Consider the following 21,408-nt stretch of genomic DNA (forward strand, 5'->3'; position numbering starts at 1 on the left):
CCTCGGGGTGGGTGGCCCGGAAGCGGTCCGGGCGCTATGCGTGTGAGGCCGAGGGCCGGGGCAGGACTGTCACGAGGACTCACCTTGAGTGGACGCGAGAGCGCGGTGACCACGGGAAGGAAGGGCGCACGCGCGTCCGCCAGGAACACCCGTGCGCGCAGCCTCCGGCCCTGGCCCCTCACCCTCGCCACCGCCGTCTCGCTGGGCCTCCTGCTCTACGTCGCCAGCACCAGCCTGCCGTACCTCGTGTCCTCTCCGACGACGGACCCGAACTTCGGCGCCCTCAACCACTGTCTCTCCCAGGCCCACCCCGAGGCACGGCTGGGTTGGGCTGTCTCCCCGGATGCCTCGCGCGCCGCCGTCTACGGCCCCCACTCCGTCGCCGTCTGCGGCCCCGGTGACTTCGTCAGCCGAAGGGAGCTCACCGGCACCCTCGCCCTGGCCTTCGACGCGGACAACCGACTGTGGCTCTCCGTCGGAGGCCGCCTGCTGCGCGAGGACGGCGCGGCCCTTCGCCCCATGGGCGACTTCGCGCCCGTGGCCCTCGCTGGCCACTCCCACGGCATGCTGGCGCTGGATGACTCCGGCCAACTCGTCGCCGTGTCCCCTGGCGGCACGGTGCTCGCGCAGACGCTCGTCTCCGGAAGCGCCAGCCGGCTCTCCGTGGGCGCGGGCGGCATCCTGGCCGCCGTGCTCTCCGAGGGCGTGCTCCGGGTCTTCGACGCTCGCACCCTCACCCCCGTCGAGCTGGCCTCTCCCTGCGCCGTGGAGACCGTGTGGTGGCTGGACGCACCCGAGCGGTTGTTGATCGGCTGCGCACCGTCCGGGGCGCCGTCCTTCACGGTCGACGTGCGCACAGGTGTTCAGGAGAAGGCGCCGGAATATCGGAGTCTGGCCCCTGCTCGCCGACTCTCCGGTCGGCCGCTCTATGTGCAGGGCTGTGACGGTTTTCCCTGCACGGCGCCGCCGCCCTGACATGTTGCACAAAGGCTCTGGGTCCCGTGGTTTCCACACGGGGCGTCCGGAATGCCCGCCTTGAAGTCCAGTAGCCGACAAATCGCCCCGCCGGGGTGGGCTTTGAATCGACAAGCCCGCGAACTCACAGGAGATTCGAGCCCCGGCCCGTCCGTCGTGAAACACAGCTCACGGCGTTCATCCCGCCGATCAGAAGGGTTCTCCTCGTGGACGACACCAAGGTTCCCAGCTCCACCGCCAACGGCAAGAAGCGCGCCCCGACGCGCAAGTCTCGGAGCGAAGCGGCCTCCAGCCCGCAGGGCTCCAGCGAAAACCTCGCCGCCAACCGCGTGGAAGCCTCACGTACCCGAGCGGGCGAAGCGCGCCCCGGCGACGGCGCGGGCAGGCAGGGGGGCGAGGCATCGCGCGGCCGAGGGGGCGGCGCCAGGACCCCCGGCGGCGGCACGCGCATCCGAGGGGATGACCCGATGCAGACGCTGCTGGCCGCGCTGCGAGCGGTGCAGGGCGGAGACTTCTCCGTGCGCCTGCCGGACTTCTCCAGCCTGCCGGTGATGGATGACATCTCCCGCGTCTTCAACGCGGTGGTGTCGCTCAACTCCTCCATGACGCACGAGATGGTGCGCGTGTCTCGCGTCGTCGGCCGCGAGGGCCGAATGGGCGAGCGCGTGTCGCTGGGCGACGTGCGCGGCGACTGGGCGACGGGGATGAACTCCATCAACGCGCTCATCGGCGACCTGGTGCAGCCGACGACGGAAGTCGCGCGCGTGCTGGTGGCGGTGGCCGAAGGCGACCTGACGCAGAAGATGGCCCTCGAAATCGACGGCCAGCCGGTGAAGGGCGAGTTCCTGCGCATCGGCACCACCGTGAACGCGATGTTGGACCAGCTCAACTCGTTCGCCGCCGAGGTGACGCGCGTCGCGCGCGAGGTCGGCAGCGACGGCAAGCTGGGCGGTCAGGCCGAGGTGAAGGGCGTGTCCGGCGTCTGGAAGGACCTCACGGACAACGTGAACCTGATGGCCAACAACCTCACGGCCCAGGTGCGAAACATCGCCGAGGTGTCCACCGCCGTCGCCAACGGCGACCTGTCGAAGAAAATCACGGTGGACGCGCGCGGCGAGGTGCTGGAGCTCAAGAGCACCATCAACACGATGGTGGACCAGCTCAACGGCTTCGCCTCCGAAGTGACGCGCGTCGCGCGCGAAGTGGGTACGGAAGGAAAGCTGGGCGGTCAGGCCGCGGTGCCCGGCGTCTCCGGCACGTGGAAGGACCTCACCGACAACGTGAACTTCATGGCGTCCAACCTGACCACTCAGGTGCGCGGCATCGTGAAGGTGGTGACGGCCGTCGCCAACGGCGACCTCACCCAGAAGCTGATGGTGCCGTCGCAGGGCGAAATCGCCGCGCTGGGCGCGACGCTCAACAACATGACGGACACGCTCAACGTCTTCGCCCAGCAGGTGACGAGCGTGGCGCGCACGGTGGGTGTCGAGGGCAAGCTGGGCGCCCAGGCCCAGGTGCCCGGCGCCGCCGGCACGTGGAAGGACCTCACCGACAACGTCAACCTGATGGCCAACAACCTCACGGCCCAGGTGCGAAACATCGCCGACGTGACGACGGCCGTCGCCAAGGGCGACCTGTCGAAGAAGATCACGGTGGACGTGAAGGGCGAGGTGATGGAGCTGAAGGACACCATCAACACGATGGTGGACCAGCTCCGCGCCTTCGCCTCCGAAGTGACGCGCGTCGCGCGCGAGGTGGGCACCGACGGCAAGCTGGGCGGTCAGGCCGATGTGAAGGGCGTCGCCGGCGTGTGGAAGGACCTCACCGACAACGTCAACAGCATGGCCTCCAACCTCACCACCCAGGTGCGCAACATCGCCCTGGTGACGACGTCGGTGGCGAATGGTGACCTGTCCAAGAAGATCACGGTCGACGCTCGCGGCGAGATTCTGGAGCTGAAGAACACCATCAACACGATGGTGGACCAGCTCAACTCGTTCGCGTCGGAGGTGACGCGCGTCGCGCGCGAGGTCGGCACGCACGGCAAGCTGGGCGGTCAGGCCGAGGTGAAGGGTGTCTCCGGTACGTGGAAGGACCTCACGGACAACGTGAACGTGATGGCCGTCAACCTCACCACCCAGGTGCGTGGCATCGCCAAGGTGGTGACGGCGGTCGCCAACGGAGATTTGACGCAGCGGTTGAAGATGGAGGCCAAGGGCGAGGTCGCCGAGCTGGCCGACACCATCAACGCGATGACGCAGACCCTGTCCATCTTCGCGCAGCAGGTGACGGACGTCGCGCGCACGGTGGGCGTGGAAGGGAAGCTGGGCGCCCAGGCCGTGGTGCCGGGCGTCGCGGGCACGTGGAAGGACCTCACCAACAACGTGAACCTGCTCGCGAACAACCTCACCGACCAGGTCCGCAACATCGCCGAAGTCACCACGGCCGTCGCGAATGGTGACCTGTCGAAGAAGATTACGGTCGACGCCAAGGGCGAGGTGCTGGAGCTCAAGAGCACCATCAACACCATGGTGGACCAGCTCCGAGGCTTCGCGTCGGAAGTGACTCGCGTCGCCAAGGAAGTCGGAACCGAGGGGAAGCTGGGTGGTCAGGCGGAAGTGCGCGGTGTGTCCGGCGTCTGGAAGGACCTCACGGACAACGTGAACTTCATGGCCTCCAACCTCACCAGCCAGGTGCGCGGCATCGTGCGCGTGGTGACGGCGGTCGCCAACGGAGACCTCACCCAGAAGCTCATCATGGACGCGAAGGGCGAAATCGCCGCCCTCGCGGAGACCATCAACGCGATGACGCAGACCTTGTCCATCTTCGCCCAGCAGGTGACGGACGTCGCCCGCACGGTGGGTGTCGAGGGCAAGCTGGGCGCGCAGGCGGAGGTGCCGGGCGTCGCGGGCACGTGGAAGGACCTCACCAACAACGTGAACCTGCTGGCCAACAACCTCACGGCCCAGGTGCGAAACATCGCCGAGGTGACGACGGCCGTCGCGAATGGCGACCTGTCGAAGAAAATCACCGTCGACGCCAAGGGTGAGGTGCTGGAGCTCAAGAGCACCATCAACACGATGGTGGACCAGCTCCGCGCGTTCGCCGCCGAAGTGACTCGCGTCGCCAAGGAGGTCGGCACCGAGGGCAAGCTGGGTGGACAGGCCGACGTGAAGGGCGTGTCCGGCGTCTGGAAGGACCTCACCGACAACGTGAATGTCCTCGCCGGCAACCTGACGGACCAGGTGCGCAACATCGCCAAGGTCACGACGGCTGTCGCCAATGGCGACCTGTCGCAGAAGATCACGGTCTCCGTGAAGGGCGAGGTGCTGGAGCTGAAGAACACCATCAATACGATGGTGGACCAGCTCCGAGGCTTCGCGTCGGAAGTGACTCGCGTCGCCAAGGAGGTCGGCACCGAGGGCAAGCTGGGCGGTCAGGCCGCGGTGCCCGGCGTCGCGGGCGTCTGGAAGGAGCTCACCGACAACGTGAACGTCCTCGCCGGCAACCTGACGGACCAGGTGCGCAACATCGCCAAGGTGACGACGGCCGTCGCCAACGGCGACCTGTCGCAGAAGATCTCCGTCGAGGCGCGGGGCGAAATCCTGGAGCTCAAGAGCACCATCAACACGATGGTGGACCAGCTCCGCGCGTTCGCCGCCGAAGTGACTCGCGTCGCGAAGGAAGTCGGTACGGACGGCAAGCTGGGCGGTCAGGCCGCGGTGCCCGGAGTCGCCGGCACGTGGAAGGACCTCACCGACAACGTCAACAGCATGGCCTCCAACCTCACCGCGCAGGTGCGAAACATCGCGCTGGTGACGACGGCGGTCGCCAATGGTGACCTGTCGAAGAAAATCACCGTCGACGCCAAGGGCGAGATTCTGGAGCTGAAGGACACCATCAACATCATGGTGGACCAGCTCAACTCGTTCGCTTCCGAGGTGACGCGCGTCGCTCGCGAGGTCGGCACGGAAGGCAAGCTGGGTGGGCAGGCGGAAGTGCGCGGCGTGTCCGGCGTCTGGAAGGACCTGACGGACAACGTGAACTTCATGGCCCGCAACCTGACGACGCAGGTGCGTGGCATCGTCAAGGTCGTGACGGCCGTCGCCAACGGCGACCTCAAGCAGAAGCTGGTGGTGGACGCGAAGGGCGAAGTGGCGGCCCTCGCGGAGACCATCAACAACATGACGGACACGCTGGGCACCTTCGCCGAGCAGGTGTCCACGGTGGCCCGCGAAGTCGGTGTCGAGGGGAAGCTGGGTGGACAGGCCCGCGTGCCCGGTGTGGCCGGCACGTGGAAGGACCTCACGGACAACGTGAACTTCATGGCCTCCAACCTCACCACCCAGGTGCGCGGAATCGTCCGCGTGGTGACGGCGGTCGCCAACGGTGACCTCACCCAGAAGCTCATCGTCGACGCGAAGGGCGAGGTCGCCGCGCTCGCGGACACCATCAACAACATGACGGACACGCTGGGCACGTTCGCCGAGCAGGTGTCCACGGTGGCCCGCGAAGTCGGTATCGAAGGGAAGCTGGGCGGTCAGGCCCGCGTGCCCGGTGCGCGCGGTACGTGGCGGCAGCTCACCGACAACGTGAACCAGCTCGCCGGCACGCTGACGAGCCAGCTGCGCGCCATCTCGGATGTGGCCACCGCGGTGACGAAGGGTGACCTCACCCGGAGCATCACCGTCGTCGCCGAGGGCGAAGTCGCGGCGCTGAAGGACAACATCAACCAGATGATCGTCAACCTGCGTGAGACCACGCAGAAGAACCAGGAGCAGGACTGGCTCAAGACGAACCTGGCGAAGTTCAGCGGCATGATGCAGGGCCAGAAGAGCCTGGACGCCGTCAGCCGTCTCATCATGAGCGAGCTGACGCCGCTGGTCTCCGCCCACCACGGCGCCTTCTTCCTGATGGACACCGACTCCGGCACGCCGGTGCTCAAGCTGACGAGCACCTACGCGTACCGGGAGCGCAAGCACATCGCCAACCGGTTCCGGCTGGGCGAGGGCCTGGTCGGCCAGTGCGCGCTGGAGCGGAAGACGATTCTGCTCACCCACGTGCCGCCGGACTACATCACCATCTCCTCCGGCCTGGGCGAGTCCGCGCCCCTCAACATCATCGTCCTGCCCGTGCTGTTCGAGGGTGAGGTCAAGGCCGTCATCGAGCTGGCCTCGTTCCACACCTTCAGCGCCATCCATCAAATCTTCCTGGACCAGCTCACCGAGAGCATCGGCGTGGTCCTGAACATGATCATGGCGAACATGCGCACCGAGCAGCTCCTGCAGCAGTCGCAGGGCCTGACTCAGGAGCTGCAGAGCCAGTCGCGCGAGCTGACGCAGCAGCAGGACGCGCTCAAGCGCAGCAACAGCGAGCTGGAGGACAAGGCGAAGCTGCTCGAGGAGCAGAACCGCCGCGTCGAGGAGAAGAACAACGAGGTCGAGCGCGCCCGCGTCAGCCTGGAGGAGAAGGCCGAGCAGCTCACCGTCATCTCCAAGTACAAGAGCGAGTTCCTGGCCAACATGAGCCACGAGCTGCGCACGCCGCTCAACAGCCTGCTCATCCTGGCCAAGCTGCTGTCCGACAACAAGGACGGCAACCTCAGCACCAAGCAGGTGGAGTACGCGAACACCATCTACGCCTCCGGTGGTGACCTGCTCAGCCTCATCAACGAAATCCTCGACCTGTCCAAGGTGGAGGCCGGGAAGATGCAGGTGGAGCCGCGGGACATCGTCCTGTCGGACCTCAACCAGTTCATCGACCGGAGCTTCCGCCCCGTCGCGGACCAGAAGAACCTGGCCTTCACGGTGGAGGTGGCGCAGGGCGCCCCCCGCCACATCCGCACCGACCCGCAGCGGCTGCAGCAGGTGCTCAAGAACCTGCTCTCCAACGCCTTCAAGTTCACCGACGAAGGCAGCGTGAAGATGACGGTGAAGCTGGCCGAGCCGGGCACGCGCCTGGACCACGAGGTGCTCAAGCGCTCGCGCTTCGTGCTCGCCTTCGCGGTGACGGACACGGGCATCGGCATCGCCAAGGACAAGCAGCGCCTCATCTTCGAGGCGTTCCAGCAGGCGGATGGCTCCACCGCGCGCAAGTACGGCGGCACCGGCCTGGGCCTGTCCATCAGCCGCGAAATCGCCAAGCTGCTGGGCGGCGAAATCCACGTCCACAGCGAGCCGCGCAAGGGCAGCACCTTCACGCTGTACCTGCCGCCCGAGTACGTGGGCCCGGAGGACGACGGCATGCCGGTCATGCCGGCGCCGCTCGATCCCCTGTCGCGCGCGCCCCACGTCTCGATTTCGGAGCCCCTGTTCCCGCAAGTCCCCCCATCCGTGCCGGTGCCCCCCACCGCCGCGGAGAGCGCGCACGTCCTGGACGCGGCGCTGCCGCCTCCCCAGGTGGACTCGCTCTTGCCGCCGCTCGCGGTGGAGGACGACCGGGACCACATCCGCGAGGGTGACCGCGTCCTGCTCATCATCGAGGACGACCTGAAGTTCGCCCGCATCATGGTGCAGCTGGCGCGGGAGAAGGGCTTCAAGGCCCTGGTCGCCACGCGCGGTGACACCGGCCTGTCCATGGCCAACGAGTTCCAGCCGCACGCGGTGACGCTCGACATCCAGCTGCCCGTCGTGGACGGCTGGAGCGTGCTCGACAGGCTCAAGCGCAACCCGCGCACGCGCCACATCCCGGTGCACATCATCAGCGTCATGGACAAGCACCTGGGCAACGCCCAGGGCGCGTTCGGCTACCTCACCAAGCCCGTCAGCAAGGAAGGCCTGGAGCGGGTGTTCAACCAGCTGGCGAAGTTCCTGGAGCGCAAGGAGCGCCGCCTGCTGCTGGTGGAGGACGACGACGTCCAGCGCAACAGCCTGGTCAGCCTGCTCGCCGAGGGCGGCGACGTCGTCGTCACGGCGGTGGCGACAGGCCAGGAGGTCCTCCAGAAGCTGGAGGAGGGCGAGTTCGACTGCCTCGTCATCGACCTGCTGCTGCCGGACATGGACGGTATCAAGCTGGTGGAGGAGGTGAAGACGCAGCAGCGCTTCCGCGACCTGCCCATCGTCATCTACACGGGCAAGGAGCTGACGCCGAAGGACGACGCGCGCCTGCGCCGCTACACCGGCAGCGTCATCCTCAAGAGCGGAACGAAGAGCCCCGAGCAATTGCTCAGCGACACCGCGCTGTTCCTGCACCGGCTGGACCAGAATCTGCCTCCGCGAGCGCGGGCGGCCCTGGCGCAGCGCAGCGAGCAGGAGACGGAGCTGACGGGCAAGAAGGTGCTCGTCGTCGATGACGACATGCGCAACATCTTCGCCCTCACCAGCGTGCTGGAGAACCACGGCCTGCAGGTGGTCTTCGCGGAGAACGGGCGGGCGGCCATCGAGACGCTCGAGCAGCACCGCGACGTGGACATTGTCCTGATGGACGTGATGATGCCGGAGATGGACGGGTACGAGACCATGCGGGCCATCCGCAAGGACGTGAAGTACGCCAGCCTGCCCATCATCGCCGTCACCGCGAAGGCCCTGAAGGACGACCGGGAGAAGTGCATGGCCGCGGGGGCCAGTGATTACCTGCCAAAGCCGGTGGATACGGACAAGCTTCTGGAGCTCATCCGTCTCTGGGTGTCGGCTTGAGAGGTCGAATGATGGTTAGCGCACGACTCGTTACCGCCGGGCTTGGGGACAGCGGAGGTCGCGCCTAGCCTGTCCCGCCAGTGAACGGTGGGGCATACCTTGCTCCTATTTCAATGACGCCTAGCGAACACATCTCCGAACGCCCCCAGGACGGCGCAAGCCGTCCCCGGGCGAGCATCTTGATGGTGGACGACCACCCGTCCAACCTGCTGGCGCTGGAAGCCATCCTCGAGCCGTTGGGGCAGGAGCTGGTCAAGGCGACCAGCGGCGAGGAGGCGCTGAAGTTCCTGCTGCAGCGCGACTTCGCCGTCATCCTGATGGACGTGCAGATGCCGGGCCTGGACGGGTTCCAGACGGCCACGCTCATCAAGCAGCGTGAGCGCACGCGCACCATCCCCATCATCTTCCTCACCGCGCTCAGCCGCGACGCGGCCCACATCTTCAAGGGCTACGCGCACGGCGCGGTGGACTACCTGCTCAAGCCCTTCGACCCGGAAATCCTCCGCTCGAAGGTCAGCGTCTTCGTGGATTTGTTCCTCAAGGAACAACAAATCCAGCGCCAGGCGGCGATGTTGCGCCAGCGCGAGCGCGAGGCGGTGGAGCGGCAGGGCGAGCTGCGCTACCGGCGGCTCACGGAGTCCCTGCCGGAAGTCATGTGGGCGGCGCGGGCGGACGGCTCGTTCACGTATGCCAACCGGGCGGGGCGCGACTACACGGGCATCCACGAGGAGCAGCCGCTGTCGTTGAGCACGTTCCTGGAGTTCGTGCATCCGGTGGACCGGGAGGAGATGCGCTCGGCGTGGGAGACGGCCATCCGCTCCACCCAGCGGGTGGAGCGCGAGTTCCGGCTGCGGCGCTTCGACGGCGTGTATCGCTGGCATCTGGCGCGCGCGGTGCCGGAGCGGGACGAGTCCGGGCACGTGCAGGGCTGGATTGCCGTGGCCACGGACATCGACGACAAGCGGCGGGCGGAGGAGGCGCTGGGGCGCTTCAAGATGACGTTGGACGCGACGCTGGACTGCGTCCTGATGTTCTCGCCGGACTCGCTGACGCTCACGTACGCCAACGCGGGTGCGGCCAAGCAGCTGGTGAGCAGCACGGACGAACTGGTGGGGTTGTCGGTGCTGGAGGTGGAGGGCGCGTTCGACGAGGCGGGGTTCCGCAAGTTGCTGGCGCCGCTGGTGAGCGGGACGTTGCCCAGCCAGACGTACTCCACGACGCACCGGCGCCGGGATGGCACCGAGGTGCCGGTGGAGGTGGTGCTCCAGTTCGTGGGCGCGGCGGAGGGGCCTGGACGGTTCATCTCCGTGGCGCGCGACATCACCGAGCGGCAGCGGGCGGAGACGGCGCTGCGGCTGGCGAGCGAGGCGAAGGACGCGTTCCTCGCGGCGGCGAGCCACGAGCTGCGCACGCCGCTGGCGGCGGCCAAGGGGCACGCGCACCTGGCGCTCCTGAAGCTGGGGGGCGAGACGGAGGCGGGGCCGGGCAAGTCGCTGAAAATCATCAACCGGCAAATCGACCGGATGGCGAAGCTGGTGGAGGACCTGCTGGACATCAGCCGGCTGCAGGCGGGGCGGCTGTCGTTGGAGCTGGAGAAGTTCGACTTGAGCCAGCTGGTGCAGGAGACGCGGGACCGCATGGCGGTGTTGTCGCAGGGGCATGAAATCCAGGTGGAGACGCCGGAGCACCTGGAGGGGACGTGGGACCGGGGTCGGCTGGACCAGGTGCTGACGAACCTCTTGTCCAACGCCATCCGCTACTCACCGGAGGGTGGGGCGGTGCTGGTGCGACTGGTGCGCGAGGGGAAGGAAGGGGTGCACCTGTCGGTGAACGACAGCGGCGTGGGGATTCCCAAGGACAAGCAGGCGCTCATCTTCGAGCGCTTCGGGCGCGCGCACGGCAGCAAGTACGGCGGCCTGGGGTTGGGGCTCACCATCAGCCAGGGCATCGTCGAGCAGCACGGCGGTCGCATCTGGGTGGAGTCCCAGGGCGTGCCGGGCCAGGGGTCCACGTTCAACGTGTGGCTGCCCCGTGAGACGGAGTCCCCCGGCGGCGCCGTGCACCACGAGCACGGGACGCGCACGGCGAGCTGACAGGGCGCCGCGAGCGCGGCGTCAGAGGTTGAAGCCCACGTTGCCCACGGAGATGCTGGGTCCGAAGATGAAGGACCAGCGGCTCGAGTCGATGACGGAGCCGTCGGAGCGGCGGGTGATGTCGTCCCGGAACTCCCTCGCCACCCACGCCTGCGCTCCCACCGCCGCACCCGGTCCAATGGGCACGCGCAAGCTGAGCCCCATCACCACCGCCAGCGTCGGCGGGAACTCGATGTCTCCGGACTGGGGAATCAACCCCATCCCCATCAACCCCATCTCGATGCCCAGCAGCCGCTCCTGTCCCTCGCTGTTCAGGAGCGCCAGGCGCGACACCACGCCGAAGTTCAGGATGAGCTGCCCGCTGGGCTCCGTCGCCCGGTAGAGGCCCGCTGGAATCGTCGCCGTCGTGTACAGCCGGAAGCGCCCACCACTCACGATGGCCGTCCACTGCGCCGACGGCAGCCCCGAGCGGTCCGACGTGCTCAGCGCATAACGCGACTCGTCCGCCACCAGCGACACCTGCACCAGGATCCGGTCGAACTGCGACAGCTGGCCCGGCACCGGAATCGTCCGCGCTTCGCCCTGGGGCCGCAGCAACATCCGCTGCTCCACCCGGCTCTCCCCTCGCGCCGCGCCGTCCGCCTTGGTGACGTCGATGCGCAGCACGATTTCCTGCGTGCCCTGCTCGGGCTTCAGCCGCTCACGGTGGATGATGACCCGACACGAGTTGCGCATCTCGTAGTGGATGCGGTGCGGACGGCTGGGCTCCAGCACCTCGTCCTTGCCCTCCTTGTCCGCGCACACCAACTCCACCACGCTCTCGATGCGGATGGGCACGCTCGCCTCGCGCACCGAGCGCTGCACCCGCTCGTTGACGATGAACAGGTCCGTCGTCGCCAGCTCTCCGGGCAGCGTGGACACCTGATAACCGAAGCGCAGCGACACGAAGCCCCCCGCGGTGGGCTCGCCCTGCACATAGGTCGTCCCGTCGCGCGAGGTGATGCTGTACGCCCCCGCCACCGGACGCGGCACGAAACGTCCCTGCTCCCCGCTGGAGGCGACAATCAGCTCCGCCGGCCGGTTGATGGGGATGAAGTCGATAGCCCCCTGGTCCGACAGCTCCAGGGACGCACGCGGCACCGGCAAGGGCTGCGTCTTCGTCGTGTCCGACGCCACCACGGAGCCCTCCACCCGCGACGTCTGCGCGATGACCGTCACCTGCTGCTCGGACGTGCCCCCCGTGCGCAGCAGCACATAGACGCCGTCCTGTGCCTTCACCACGCGCTCCACGCGCGCGCGCTGGTCGTTCATCGACCACAGCAGCTTGCGCGGGTCGTGCTGACACGAGGTGTCCAGCCGCACCACCATCGCCGCGTTCTCCGCGTCGCGCAGCACCGTGCCCTCCACGGCCGTGAGCGGACACGCCAGCACCGGCAGCGTCTCCAACAGCACTTGCTCCAGCACCTCGCCCCGCGCGAAGTAGATGCGCGGCGCCAGGCGCAGGCGCAGCGTCACGCTCACGTCCACGCCGGGCACGTTGCGCAGCGACACCGTCCCCTCGTTCACCTCACAGCGCACCGGCCCGCAGTCCACCGACGCGAGCGCCTCCGAGTGACTCAGCGCCACCGAGCCCGGGCCTCGCGACACATCCACGCCCCCCGACTGGATGAGTGGCTGCGTCAGCACCACGCGGCCCGGACGCAGGCGGAACGTCTCCGGCGCCACCACGTTGCCCGCCGCATCGTACGTCGTGACGTCCGGTCCATGCCGTCCATGGGGGGGTGTCCAATAGAGCGCCGCGTCCGTGGGCAGCCCTCGCGCCACCGGCACCGTGCAGCTCGCCGTCCCTCGCTCCGTCGAGGGCGCAAGGCACCGGTCCTGTCCCTCGATGAGCTGGGGCTGGGACTCGCCCCGGGGCGTTCCGCTCCAGGCGATGCCCACGTGGTCCAGCCCCGTGCCGCGCAGCTCCACGCGGCCCTCGTCTGGAAAGAAGTTCGTACCCGCCGCGTCCACGCGAGGAAAGGCGCCGGTGGCGATGACGGTGACGCGCTCCTCGGTCGTCTCGCACTGCGCCGCCGAGGGAGCCACCTTCAGCTCCTGGATGCGAGCGTCGTCCTGGTCCACCCGCTGCGGTGGCTTGAGGGTGCGGCCGTCCGTCGCCAGCGTCCAGCCCGCGCGCAGGGGCCCGCAGACGACCCCCTTCGAGACGACCGGCACGCCAGCGCCGCCCTCGGGCACCTGGACGACGGGCGCGGCGGCGGCCAGGCCGCCCACCAGCAGCCATGTGAGACAGAGCGCGCGGACGAATTCCATCCCCCCGTTAAACAGCGAGGAAGGGCACCAGCGTCAAGCACCGTGTGCCCCTGCTCGCTCAGGTTGACACGCGACGTGCGGTCCCCTGAGCACCCAGGGTCCGCGAGCGAAGGACCCAAGGCGACCAGAGGTTGTACTCCCACTTCTGCCGCGCGCCGCCGTTGCGCTCGGAGAGCTGCACGCGCGCCGTGGGTGATGACGCCGCCCTCGATGTCGAGGCACAGCCCGCCAATGCCCTTGATGGCCGCGTCGGGCATGTGCCACTGCTGCGCGCCGGAGCCGTGAATCCGCACCACCCTGCCCGGTGTCGTCAGCGCTTCTTGCGCGTCAGCAGCACGACGGCGCCGAGAATGGCGGCCATGGCGACCCAGGACTGGGCGCTCATCGACTCGCCCGCGAACACGACGCCCAGCAGCACCGCCACCACCGGGTTGACGTACGCGTAGCTGGTGGCCACGGAGGGGCTCGTGTGGCGCATCAGATAGCCATACGCGGTGTAGCCCACCAGCGAGCCGAAGGTGACCAGGTACGCGAAGGCCGCGAGCGCTCGTGCCTCCGGCATGGCCGCCAACTGCTCGCCGCGCAGGAGGCCGAAGGTCAGCATCAGCGCGCCCCCGCACAGCATCTGCGCCGCGGGCGCCATCATCCCCTGCGGCATGGGCATGCGGCGCGCGAGCACGGAGCCCAGCGCCCAGCTCATCGGCGACATCAACAGGGCCAGCGTGGCCCACCCGCCGCCGCCCAGCTTGCCCCCGAAGTTGAGCAGGACGATGCCGCCAAACCCCACCGCCAGCCCCCAGCGCTCCAGCTTTCCGGGCCACTGGCCGAACAGTCCGCCAAACAGCGCCGACCACATGGGCAGGCTGCCCACCACCAGCGCCGCGACACCGGAGGGCACCCACTGCTGCGCGAAGACGAGCGCCCCGTTGCCCACACCGAGCAGCAGCAGTCCCACCACCGCGCTCGCGCCCCACTGCCGCGCCGTGGGCACCGGCGAACCCTTGAGCCACATCACCCCGAACAGCAGCGCGCCCGCCAACAGGAAGCGCGTCCCCGAGGCCAGGAACGGCGGCATGCCACCCTGGAGTACCCAGCGGATGGCCAGATAGGTGGAGCCCCAAACGAGGTACAGCGTCACCAGGCACAGCAGGATGCGACCTCGCTGGGCGCCCGCCTGGAGCGCGTCACCGGGGACAGGGGGCGCGACGGAGGAGAGGGCGGGGGTGGAGGGCGGCGTGGACAGGGACGAAGCGGCGGACGATGCGGACACGGTGGCGCGGCTTGTAGCGTCCGCCCTCCCCGTGGGCCATGTGCGCATTGCCGTACCCCACAGTGGCTGGAGCCGTCGGGCGGTACAGTGCGGGTGCACGTCAGGTGGGATGCGGGAGTGCCTGCTCGGCTCCCTGGCGGGTGTGAGCCAGGGCGGGGACCACCCTTTGTCCGCCTGTCTCCTTCCGACGTGGATTGAACCCCCGGACGCGCTTTCTTACACTTGGGTCTCGTGGAGCGCTCGCGGCGCCGTGGCTGGCCGCATGCTCCAGAGTGAGAGCGCCTGGATGTCGTCCGAAGAGCTGGGTGAACGCGAGAAGGAAGTCCTCCGGGCGGTGGTGCAGGAGTACATCTCCACGGGCGGGCCGGTGGGGAGTCAGCAGCTCGCCCGCCGCCCCGGATTCGAGGTCTCCTCGGCAACGATGCGCAACGTCCTGGCGGACCTGGAGGAGCTGGGGTTCCTGGAGAAGCCTCATACGTCGGCCGGCCGGGTACCCACCGACGCGGGCTACCGCTTCTACGTGGACACGCTCGTCAAGCTGAAGGACCCCACGCCGAGAGACCGTGAGCTCATCCACGCGGGCCTCTTCCATGACGCGAACCTGGAGGAGGTGCTGGGCGATGCCAGCCGGCTTCTCCACTCGCTGACGCGACACGCGGGCGTCGTCGTCACGCCCCGGCCCGAGTCGGCGGTGTTCCGTCGCATCGAGTTCGTCCGCCTGCGCGAGGACCGCGTGCTCGCCATCCTGGTGGGGCAGAGCGGGCAGGTGCACAACAAGGCCATCACCGTCGACTTCCCCATCACCTCGGACGAGCTGATGCGGGCGAGCAACTACCTGTCGGAGCTGCTGCACGAGGTGCCGCTGGAGGAGGCGCGCGAGCGCATCCGCTCGGAGATGGACCAGGAGCAGGCGCTCTACAACGCGCTGACGGCGAAGGCGCTCAAGCTGGGCGCGGCGGCCACGGACCTGCCGACGACGGAGCGCGTGCTCATCCAGGGGACGAACTCCTTCCTGGAGCAGCCGGAGTTCGCGGACGTGGAGCGCATGCGCGCGCTCTTCAAGACGCTGGATGAGAAGCACCGCCTGCTGTCGCTGCTGGACCAGGTGCAGCGCGCCAACGAGATGCAGATCTTCATTGGCGCGGAGAGTGACTTCTCCGCCGCTGGCGACGTGTCCGTCATCGCGAGCCCCTACGGCAACCAGGAGCAGGTGCTCGGCACGGTGGGCGTCATCGGCCCCACGCGCATGGACTACCGCCGCGTGATTCCGCTGGTGAACTTCACCGCGCAGGTGCTCTCGCGCGTGCTGGAGAAGGTGTAGCCCGCGTCACTCCGCGCGGAGGGGATACCTCCGCGCGGTGCCGTGGGTGAACGACGCCGCGCGGGTGTCGTCTCGAATGACGAAGATGGTGCGGTGCGCCTCACTCGGCGACGGAGCGGGCGCCCTCGCGGAGGACGTCACCCGGCAGGGTCGCTCGCCTCACTTGGTGACGGCGAGGGCACCATCGCGGAGGCCGTCACCCGACGGTGTAACTCGCCTCACTCCGCGCGAGTGGCCTGTAGCTCTCGCTCGCCGCCGTCGCGCCGCACCTGGAGCCGCACCGGTGTGCCGGGCGCGCCTCTGGTGCGTGCCTCCGCTTCCATCCTGTCGCGCACCACGAGGCCGTCCACCGCGAGGAGCCGGTCGCCCACCACCACACCCGCGCGCGCGGCGGGTCCGTCCGGCGTCAGCCATGCCACGGCCACCTGTCCACGCTCCTCGCTGAAGCCCGCGCCCACCGTGCCCGGAGACGCGCGGCGCGGGGACACCGTCACGTCACCCAGGTCCGAGGCCTCCGCCTCCGTCACCTTCACGGGGTGCGTCTCCACGCGTCCCTCGGGCGGCATCAACCGCACCGTGTGCGGACCGGGCCTGACGTCTTCCAGGCGGAAGCGGCCGTCCGCGCCAGTGACGGTGTCGGGCTTCGCGGACACGGCGCGGTCCAGGAACACCGCCACGCCCGCCGCGGGCCCACCCCCCCGACTCCACACCGCGCGCCCGATGATGGAGGCCGCGCCTCCCGTCGTGAGCGGCACCTCCACAGTCGCGCTGCCGCCCGGCTCCAACGCCACCCGCGCCGAGCCCGTGCGTCCGTCATGCGTCTGCACGTGCACCTTCACCACCTGTCCGGGCGCGTCCCTCATCTCGAAGGTGTCACCGCTGAAGCGCCGCGCTGACGGGGCGAGGGGTTCCCACGGCAGCTCCTCGCCGTTGTCCTCCGTCAGCCGCAACGTGAAGCCCTCGGGCACCGCGCCACCACGCGCCACCACCTTGCCGCGCAGGTGGGCCGCGGGCTGAAGGCGCAGGTCCACCAGGCCCTGGCCCTCGCGCACCGAAGGCACTCGCACCACGCGACCTCCGTTGTGGGCCACCAGTTCTTCCAGTGGCGGTGCTCCCGAGGGACGCGTGGGGATTGCGAACGTGCCGTCCTCGTCCGCTCGCACGCGCATGGTGAAGGGCATGTTGCCTCCCTGCACGGCCGCCACCACCGCGAAGGGACTGGGCGCGCCGGAGGGCTCGCGCACCGTGCCGGAGATGCCGCGCTCCTCCACGAGCACCAGGTCCTGCTGCACGGCGCTGCCCGCGTTCACCGTCACGCTCGGGTCGTCGTCTTGAAAGTAGATGAAGCGAGCGCGCGGCAGCACCGCGGTGAGCTGGTACACGCCCGCCGGCAATTCCAGCTGATACAGGCCCGCCGCGTCCGTCTCCGCCCATGCCAGGTCCGACGTGCCACCCGGAGCGCCGCGTGGCACCGCGCGCACCACGGCGGGCTCGGACAGGGGCTCGCCCGAGGCCTGCGTCACGCGTCCCTGCACCATGCCGGACTCCGTCAGCGTCAGGTCCACGCGCGTGCGCACGCCGGCCTTCAGCGTCTCCACGCGGCTCGTCCAGCCCTGCGAGCCATCTCTGCGCGCGCGCACCGCAGTGGGGCCCGGTACCAGCCCGCTCAGCGTGTACGCGCCTTGCGTGTCCGTGCGCGTGGTGCTCGCGGCGCCTCCGCCCGTGCGCGGCTGGGCGCGGACCTCCGCCCCCTCCACCGGCTTCCCCTGGGGATTGAGCACGACGCCTTCGACTTCGGCCGTGGCCGGCTCCAGCTTCACATCGAGCTTCGCGGGCGCCCCCTCGCTCACCACCACTCCCTCATGCGTGGCCCTCGCGAAGCCCCGCGCCCGCACCGTCACGTCGTACTCACCGGGCGGCAGGGCCAGCTGGTAGAGGCCCTCGCCGCTGGACGTCGTGCCGCCCAGCACTCCCTCGGCCCCCGAGGACCTGACGACCAACTCCGCGTCGCGCACCGGCGCGCCATCCCCCGCCGACACCACCTGCCCGGTCAGCCCGCTCGCCGCGACCAGCCTCACGGTGAGGCCGCGCAGCGTCTGGCCCGGAGCCACGAACAGCGTGCCGGGCACGCGGCCCAGGGTGTTGCCATGTCGCGCGGTCACCACCCAGTCACCTCCGCCCACCTCGAGCGCGAAGCCGCCGCCCTCGCTGGTGGCGGTGTTCACGGGCTCCCTCCCTCCCGACGCCGTCACCTGCGCGCCGGAGACGGGCTGGCCCTGCGCGTCCACGACGAAGCCCTCCAGCGTGCCCGCGCCCCACAGCCCCACCACCAGCTCTCCCTGCTGGGGAACATGGAGGAAGCGCAGCGTGCGGCGGCTGTAGCCCGGTGCCTCGGCTGTGAGGCCATAGCGGCCCGGAGCCAGTCCGGAGAACTGGAACTGGCCGCGCCCGTCGCTCGTCGCCGTCACGGCCTCCTCGGGCATCGTCGCGGGCTCCGCCCAGGCGATGGCGGCTCCGGGATACGGATGGAGCGTCACCTCCGCCAGCGGCACCGGCTCGCCGCCTTTCTCCTCCACCGTGCGGCCCTGGAGCGTCACACCCGCGCTCAGCGTCAGCTCGACGGACGTCTCCGACTCACCCGAGGGGCGCGTGGCCTCGCGGCGCGCGGGCGCGTGGCCCTGCGCGCGCGCGGACAACAGGTAGTCGCCGGGTCGGGTCGGCAGTCGCAGCGTGCCGTCCTCGGCCGTGACGCCCTCGCGCGCGAGCCGCCAGGAGTACGGTGAGGTATCGGCGCGGTTCACCGCCTCATTGCGCCAGGCCCGCACACTCGCGCCCGACACCGGACCCGAGGGCCCCACCACCCGCACCACGAAGGCGCCTTCCTCGTCGGTCGCGGGCTCGTCGCGAGCCGTCGTGGCCGACACGGGCTCGGCGCGCGCGGCCAGACCTCCGGCGTTGGCGGTGGGGCTCGCGCGGAGCTCCGAGGGCGTCGGGTGGGAGGGCGCGCCGGGCCTCGGCACGCGGAACCAGAGCAGCAGCATCGCGCCAATGGCGAGCAGGGCGGCGAAGAAGAGGGGACGGTGGGACCGCAGGCGCATGTTGGCTCGTCCTCGTGAGGACGCCAGCGTAGGCCAGCCTGGGTCATTTCGGAATTAGGCGGGCGCGGGGGCGTAGACGCGCAGGGCCGCGGGGGCCACCTCGAAGCGCATGGGCGTCAGGCCGACGAGCTCCCCGTCCGCGTTGACTTCCTGCGGCGGAGTCGCCTCCACGTACAGCCGCACGGCGCGCAGCGCGGTGACGGCGGGGTTCTCCCCATGCTCCCCGCTGCGCACCGCCAGCGCCACCCGCGCGAGCGTGGCCAGGTCCTGGAGCTGTCCCAGGCCCGTGCCGTCCCGGCCGGAGGTCGCCGAGGGCGCGGAGACGGCGTAGACGTGCAGCCGCCGGTCATCCAGGCGCGCGTCGGGAGCCACCATGTTTCCAGCGCCGTGGTACAGCCCGTTGCCCACCACGAGCTGCAGCACGTCCAGCTCCAGCTCCTGGTCATCCGCCTTGATGCGGATGCGGAAGGGGCGCAGGTCCTTCACCTCCGCGGCGGCGGCCACCGGATAGGCCAGCTTGCCCGCCCGCTGCTTCAGCTCCTTCGTCAGCCGCCGGGCAATCGCCGAGGCCAGTCCCAGGCTCGCCGCGTTGAGGAACGGCCGCCCGTTGGCCAGGCCTACGTCCACGCGCGCGGTGTAGCCCCGGGCGATGACGTCACACGCGGCCTCCACGTCGGGCTCAATCCCCAGCGAGCGCGCGAAGTCGTTGCCGGTGCCCAGCGGCAGCACGCCCAGCGTCACGTCGCGTCCCAGCAGGTGTCCCACCACGCCGCTCAGGGTGCCGTCTCCGCCGCCGACGATGATGCGGCGGGTGCCTTTGCCCAGCACCTGCTCCAGCACGCGGCGCAGCCGTCCGCTTTTCGACAGCGCGTGGCTCTCCGCCAGCAGGACACCGCGCGAGGCGAGGGCCTCCCGGGCGCGCGCATAGGCCTCGCGGCCCGAGCGCGACTGCGTGTTGACCACCAGGGCCGCGGGCCCGTCGTCCGGGGCCAGCCGGCGTGGAGGCTCGATGAGCGCGGGTTCCAGGGGGACCTCCTCCTTGCTGCGTGCCGGAAAAGGTGTGCACTCGGACTCCAAGGGGCCAGCGGGCCCCGGGGGAAGACGACCGAAAGCCACCGGCCACTTGCCGCCCCGAGGCCCGGAAGAGGGCAACCTGGGAGACGAGGGGTTCAGTCCTCCGCGTCGCGCCCCTCGATGATGCGGCGCTGGATGTCCTGGCGCAGCGGCAGGGCCTCCGCGGTGCTCAGGCGGCCGTCGCCGTTGGAGTCATACGTAGCCAGCAGCGTCGCACGGCGCTCCTGGGCCGCCTCCACGCGGTCCGCGCGCAGCGCCACGCGCTCGCCCGCGTCGAGCACGCCGTTGTCATTCGTGTCGTACGTCACCAGCCGCTCCTGGCGCCGGGCCTCCCAGCGGGCGCGCCGGGCCGCCCGAGCCGCCTGCCGCTCGGAGTCGTCCAGCGAGCCGTCGCCGTTGGTGTCGTGCTGCTCCAGCCGCTCGGTGCGCAGGCGCTGGCAGCGCGCCTCCATGGCGTCCACCAGCGCGACGCGCTCCTCGGCGGACAGCGTGCCGTCGCCGTTCTCGTCGAAGGCCCAGCGCACGCGCCAGAAGGCCCAGTGCCGCGCGCGGCGGCCGAGCTGCGCCAGGCGGGGACGCAAGGTGTCGCGCCGCTCACCCACGTCCGCCTTCAGCTCGCGCAGCTCCCGCGCGTTCAGCTGGCCGTCGCCGTCGTCGTCGTACTTCTCCACCACCACCTGGCGGTAGGCGCTGAAGTCGCACGTCTTCCCGTCGTCGGTGGGCTCCGTCTCCAGGGCGCCCACGTCCTCGTCGGCCATGGCCTCGCGCTGCGAGACGTCCGTGTCCGCCACCGCGTCCGCGCCCAGGGCGCCGTCCTCCTCCGCGGCGGTGAGATAGGACGCGGCCTCGCCCACGTACTGCGTGGTTTCATCCGGCACGTCATCGCCACAAGCGGCGAGCCCGAAGGGCAGGGTGAAGCACAGCGCGGCGGCGAGGATGCGACGGTGAGCGGTGACTCGGTTCATGGCAAGGGCTCCAGCTTCGAAGTGCGGTGGGTGTCCGGCCTCGCTTCGCTGAAACCCGGTGCGTCGGAAGAAGTTGCGGCGGTGGACAGCGGTGGGTGTCTCACCCCTTCCCGGCGCAAGGGGGGCTGCGCACCTTCCAGGCACGGCCGGCTGTGTGCCGGCGGAGTACGCATCCAGGAGGTTGCCGCATGGCACGAGGAAGCAAGGCGAAGTACACGGCGAAACAGAAGCGGATGGCCGCGAAAATCGAGAAGGGCTACGAGGCCCGGGGCACCTCGGAGAAGACGGCCGCGGCGCGGGCCTGGGCCACGGTGAACAAGGCCACGGGCGGCGGGATGAAGGGCGGCTCCGGCAGCAAGGCGAAGGTGGCCCGGCGCCGTCCCCTGGTGAAGGCCGCGGCGAAGAAGGCCGCGCGCAAGCGGACCGCCGCGCAGCGCTCCGCATCGGCTCGCAAGGCGGCGGCCACGAGGAAGCGCAACAAGCCCGTGCGCGCCACGCGCTCCGGCAGCAAGTCCACCGCGCGCCGGGTGGCGGGCCGCCGGGCCACCGCGCGTCGAGGCTCCACCAGCACGCGCTCCCGGAGCGGCACGGCTCGCAAGAGCACGCGGAGCGTCTCCAAGCGCGGCGCCAGCACCCGGCGCGGCTCACGCGGCTCGCGCAAGTAG

The 21,408-nt window shown here is 69.8% G+C and carries 10 protein-coding genes; 5 read left to right on the forward strand and 5 right to left on the reverse strand.

Annotation, left to right across the window (positions count from 1 at the left end):
* Positions 1-84 precede the first annotated feature (84 nt).
* The 3 genes from LZ199_RS20750 (at position 85) to LZ199_RS20760 (ending at position 10,702) form a co-directional block, all read left to right on the forward strand.
* Positions 85-975, forward strand: coding sequence for a hypothetical protein (locus tag LZ199_RS20750; protein ID WP_253995464.1), 891 nt, complete (start codon positions 85-87; stop codon positions 973-975).
* Between the two features lie 467 nt (positions 976-1,442).
* On the forward strand, positions 1,443-8,609 hold the full coding sequence (locus tag LZ199_RS20755; RefSeq protein WP_256569297.1) for a HAMP domain-containing protein: 7,167 nt from the start codon (positions 1,443-1,445) through the stop codon (positions 8,607-8,609).
* Positions 8,610-8,722: 113 nt separating this feature from the next.
* The gene (locus tag LZ199_RS20760) at positions 8,723-10,702 is read left to right on the forward strand and encodes a hybrid sensor histidine kinase/response regulator (protein ID WP_253995466.1); all 1,980 of its coding nucleotides are present in this window, start codon (positions 8,723-8,725) and stop codon (positions 10,700-10,702) included.
* A 21-nt stretch (positions 10,703-10,723) separates the two neighbouring features.
* On the opposite strand, the gene LZ199_RS20765 is transcribed toward LZ199_RS20760, so the two are convergent.
* Entirely contained in the window at positions 10,724-13,015 is a 2,292-nt protein-coding gene (locus LZ199_RS20765) for a hypothetical protein (protein WP_253995467.1), read from the reverse strand.
* A gap of 310 nt (positions 13,016-13,325) precedes the next feature.
* Positions 13,326-14,285, reverse strand: a complete 960-nt coding sequence (yedA, locus tag LZ199_RS20770; RefSeq protein ID WP_253995468.1) for a drug/metabolite exporter YedA — start codon at positions 14,283-14,285, stop codon at positions 13,326-13,328.
* Positions 14,286-14,571: 286 nt separating this feature from the next.
* On the opposite strand from yedA, the gene hrcA reads away from it, so the two are divergent.
* Positions 14,572-15,606 (forward strand): heat-inducible transcriptional repressor HrcA, encoded by a 1,035-nt coding sequence (gene hrcA / locus LZ199_RS20775; RefSeq protein WP_253995469.1) that lies wholly within the window; start codon positions 14,572-14,574, stop codon positions 15,604-15,606.
* 218 nt (positions 15,607-15,824) lie between these two features.
* Here hrcA and LZ199_RS20780 read toward each other — a convergent pair whose 3' ends face one another.
* From LZ199_RS20780 to LZ199_RS20790, 3 genes are all read right to left on the reverse strand, one after another.
* A complete protein-coding gene (locus LZ199_RS20780) occupies positions 15,825-18,704 on the reverse strand; it encodes a carboxypeptidase regulatory-like domain-containing protein (RefSeq protein WP_253995470.1) in 2,880 nt (959 codons plus the stop codon).
* A 54-nt stretch (positions 18,705-18,758) separates the two neighbouring features.
* Positions 18,759-19,670: a lipid kinase gene (locus tag LZ199_RS20785; protein ID WP_253995605.1), complete on the reverse strand. Its 912-nt coding sequence runs from the start codon at positions 19,668-19,670 to the stop codon at positions 18,759-18,761.
* A gap of 203 nt (positions 19,671-19,873) precedes the next feature.
* Complete coding sequence (locus LZ199_RS20790) at positions 19,874-20,743, reverse strand: EF-hand domain-containing protein (RefSeq protein ID WP_253995471.1); 870 nt, start codon at positions 20,741-20,743, stop codon at positions 19,874-19,876.
* Positions 20,744-20,931: 188 nt separating this feature from the next.
* On the opposite strand from LZ199_RS20790, the gene LZ199_RS20795 reads away from it, so the two are divergent.
* Positions 20,932-21,408, forward strand: a complete 477-nt coding sequence (locus tag LZ199_RS20795) for a transcriptional regulator (protein ID WP_253995472.1) — start codon at positions 20,932-20,934, stop codon at positions 21,406-21,408.

It is taken from the genome of Myxococcus qinghaiensis (assembly GCF_024198215.1).
GTDB lineage: Bacteria > Myxococcota > Myxococcia > Myxococcales > Myxococcaceae > Myxococcus > Myxococcus qinghaiensis.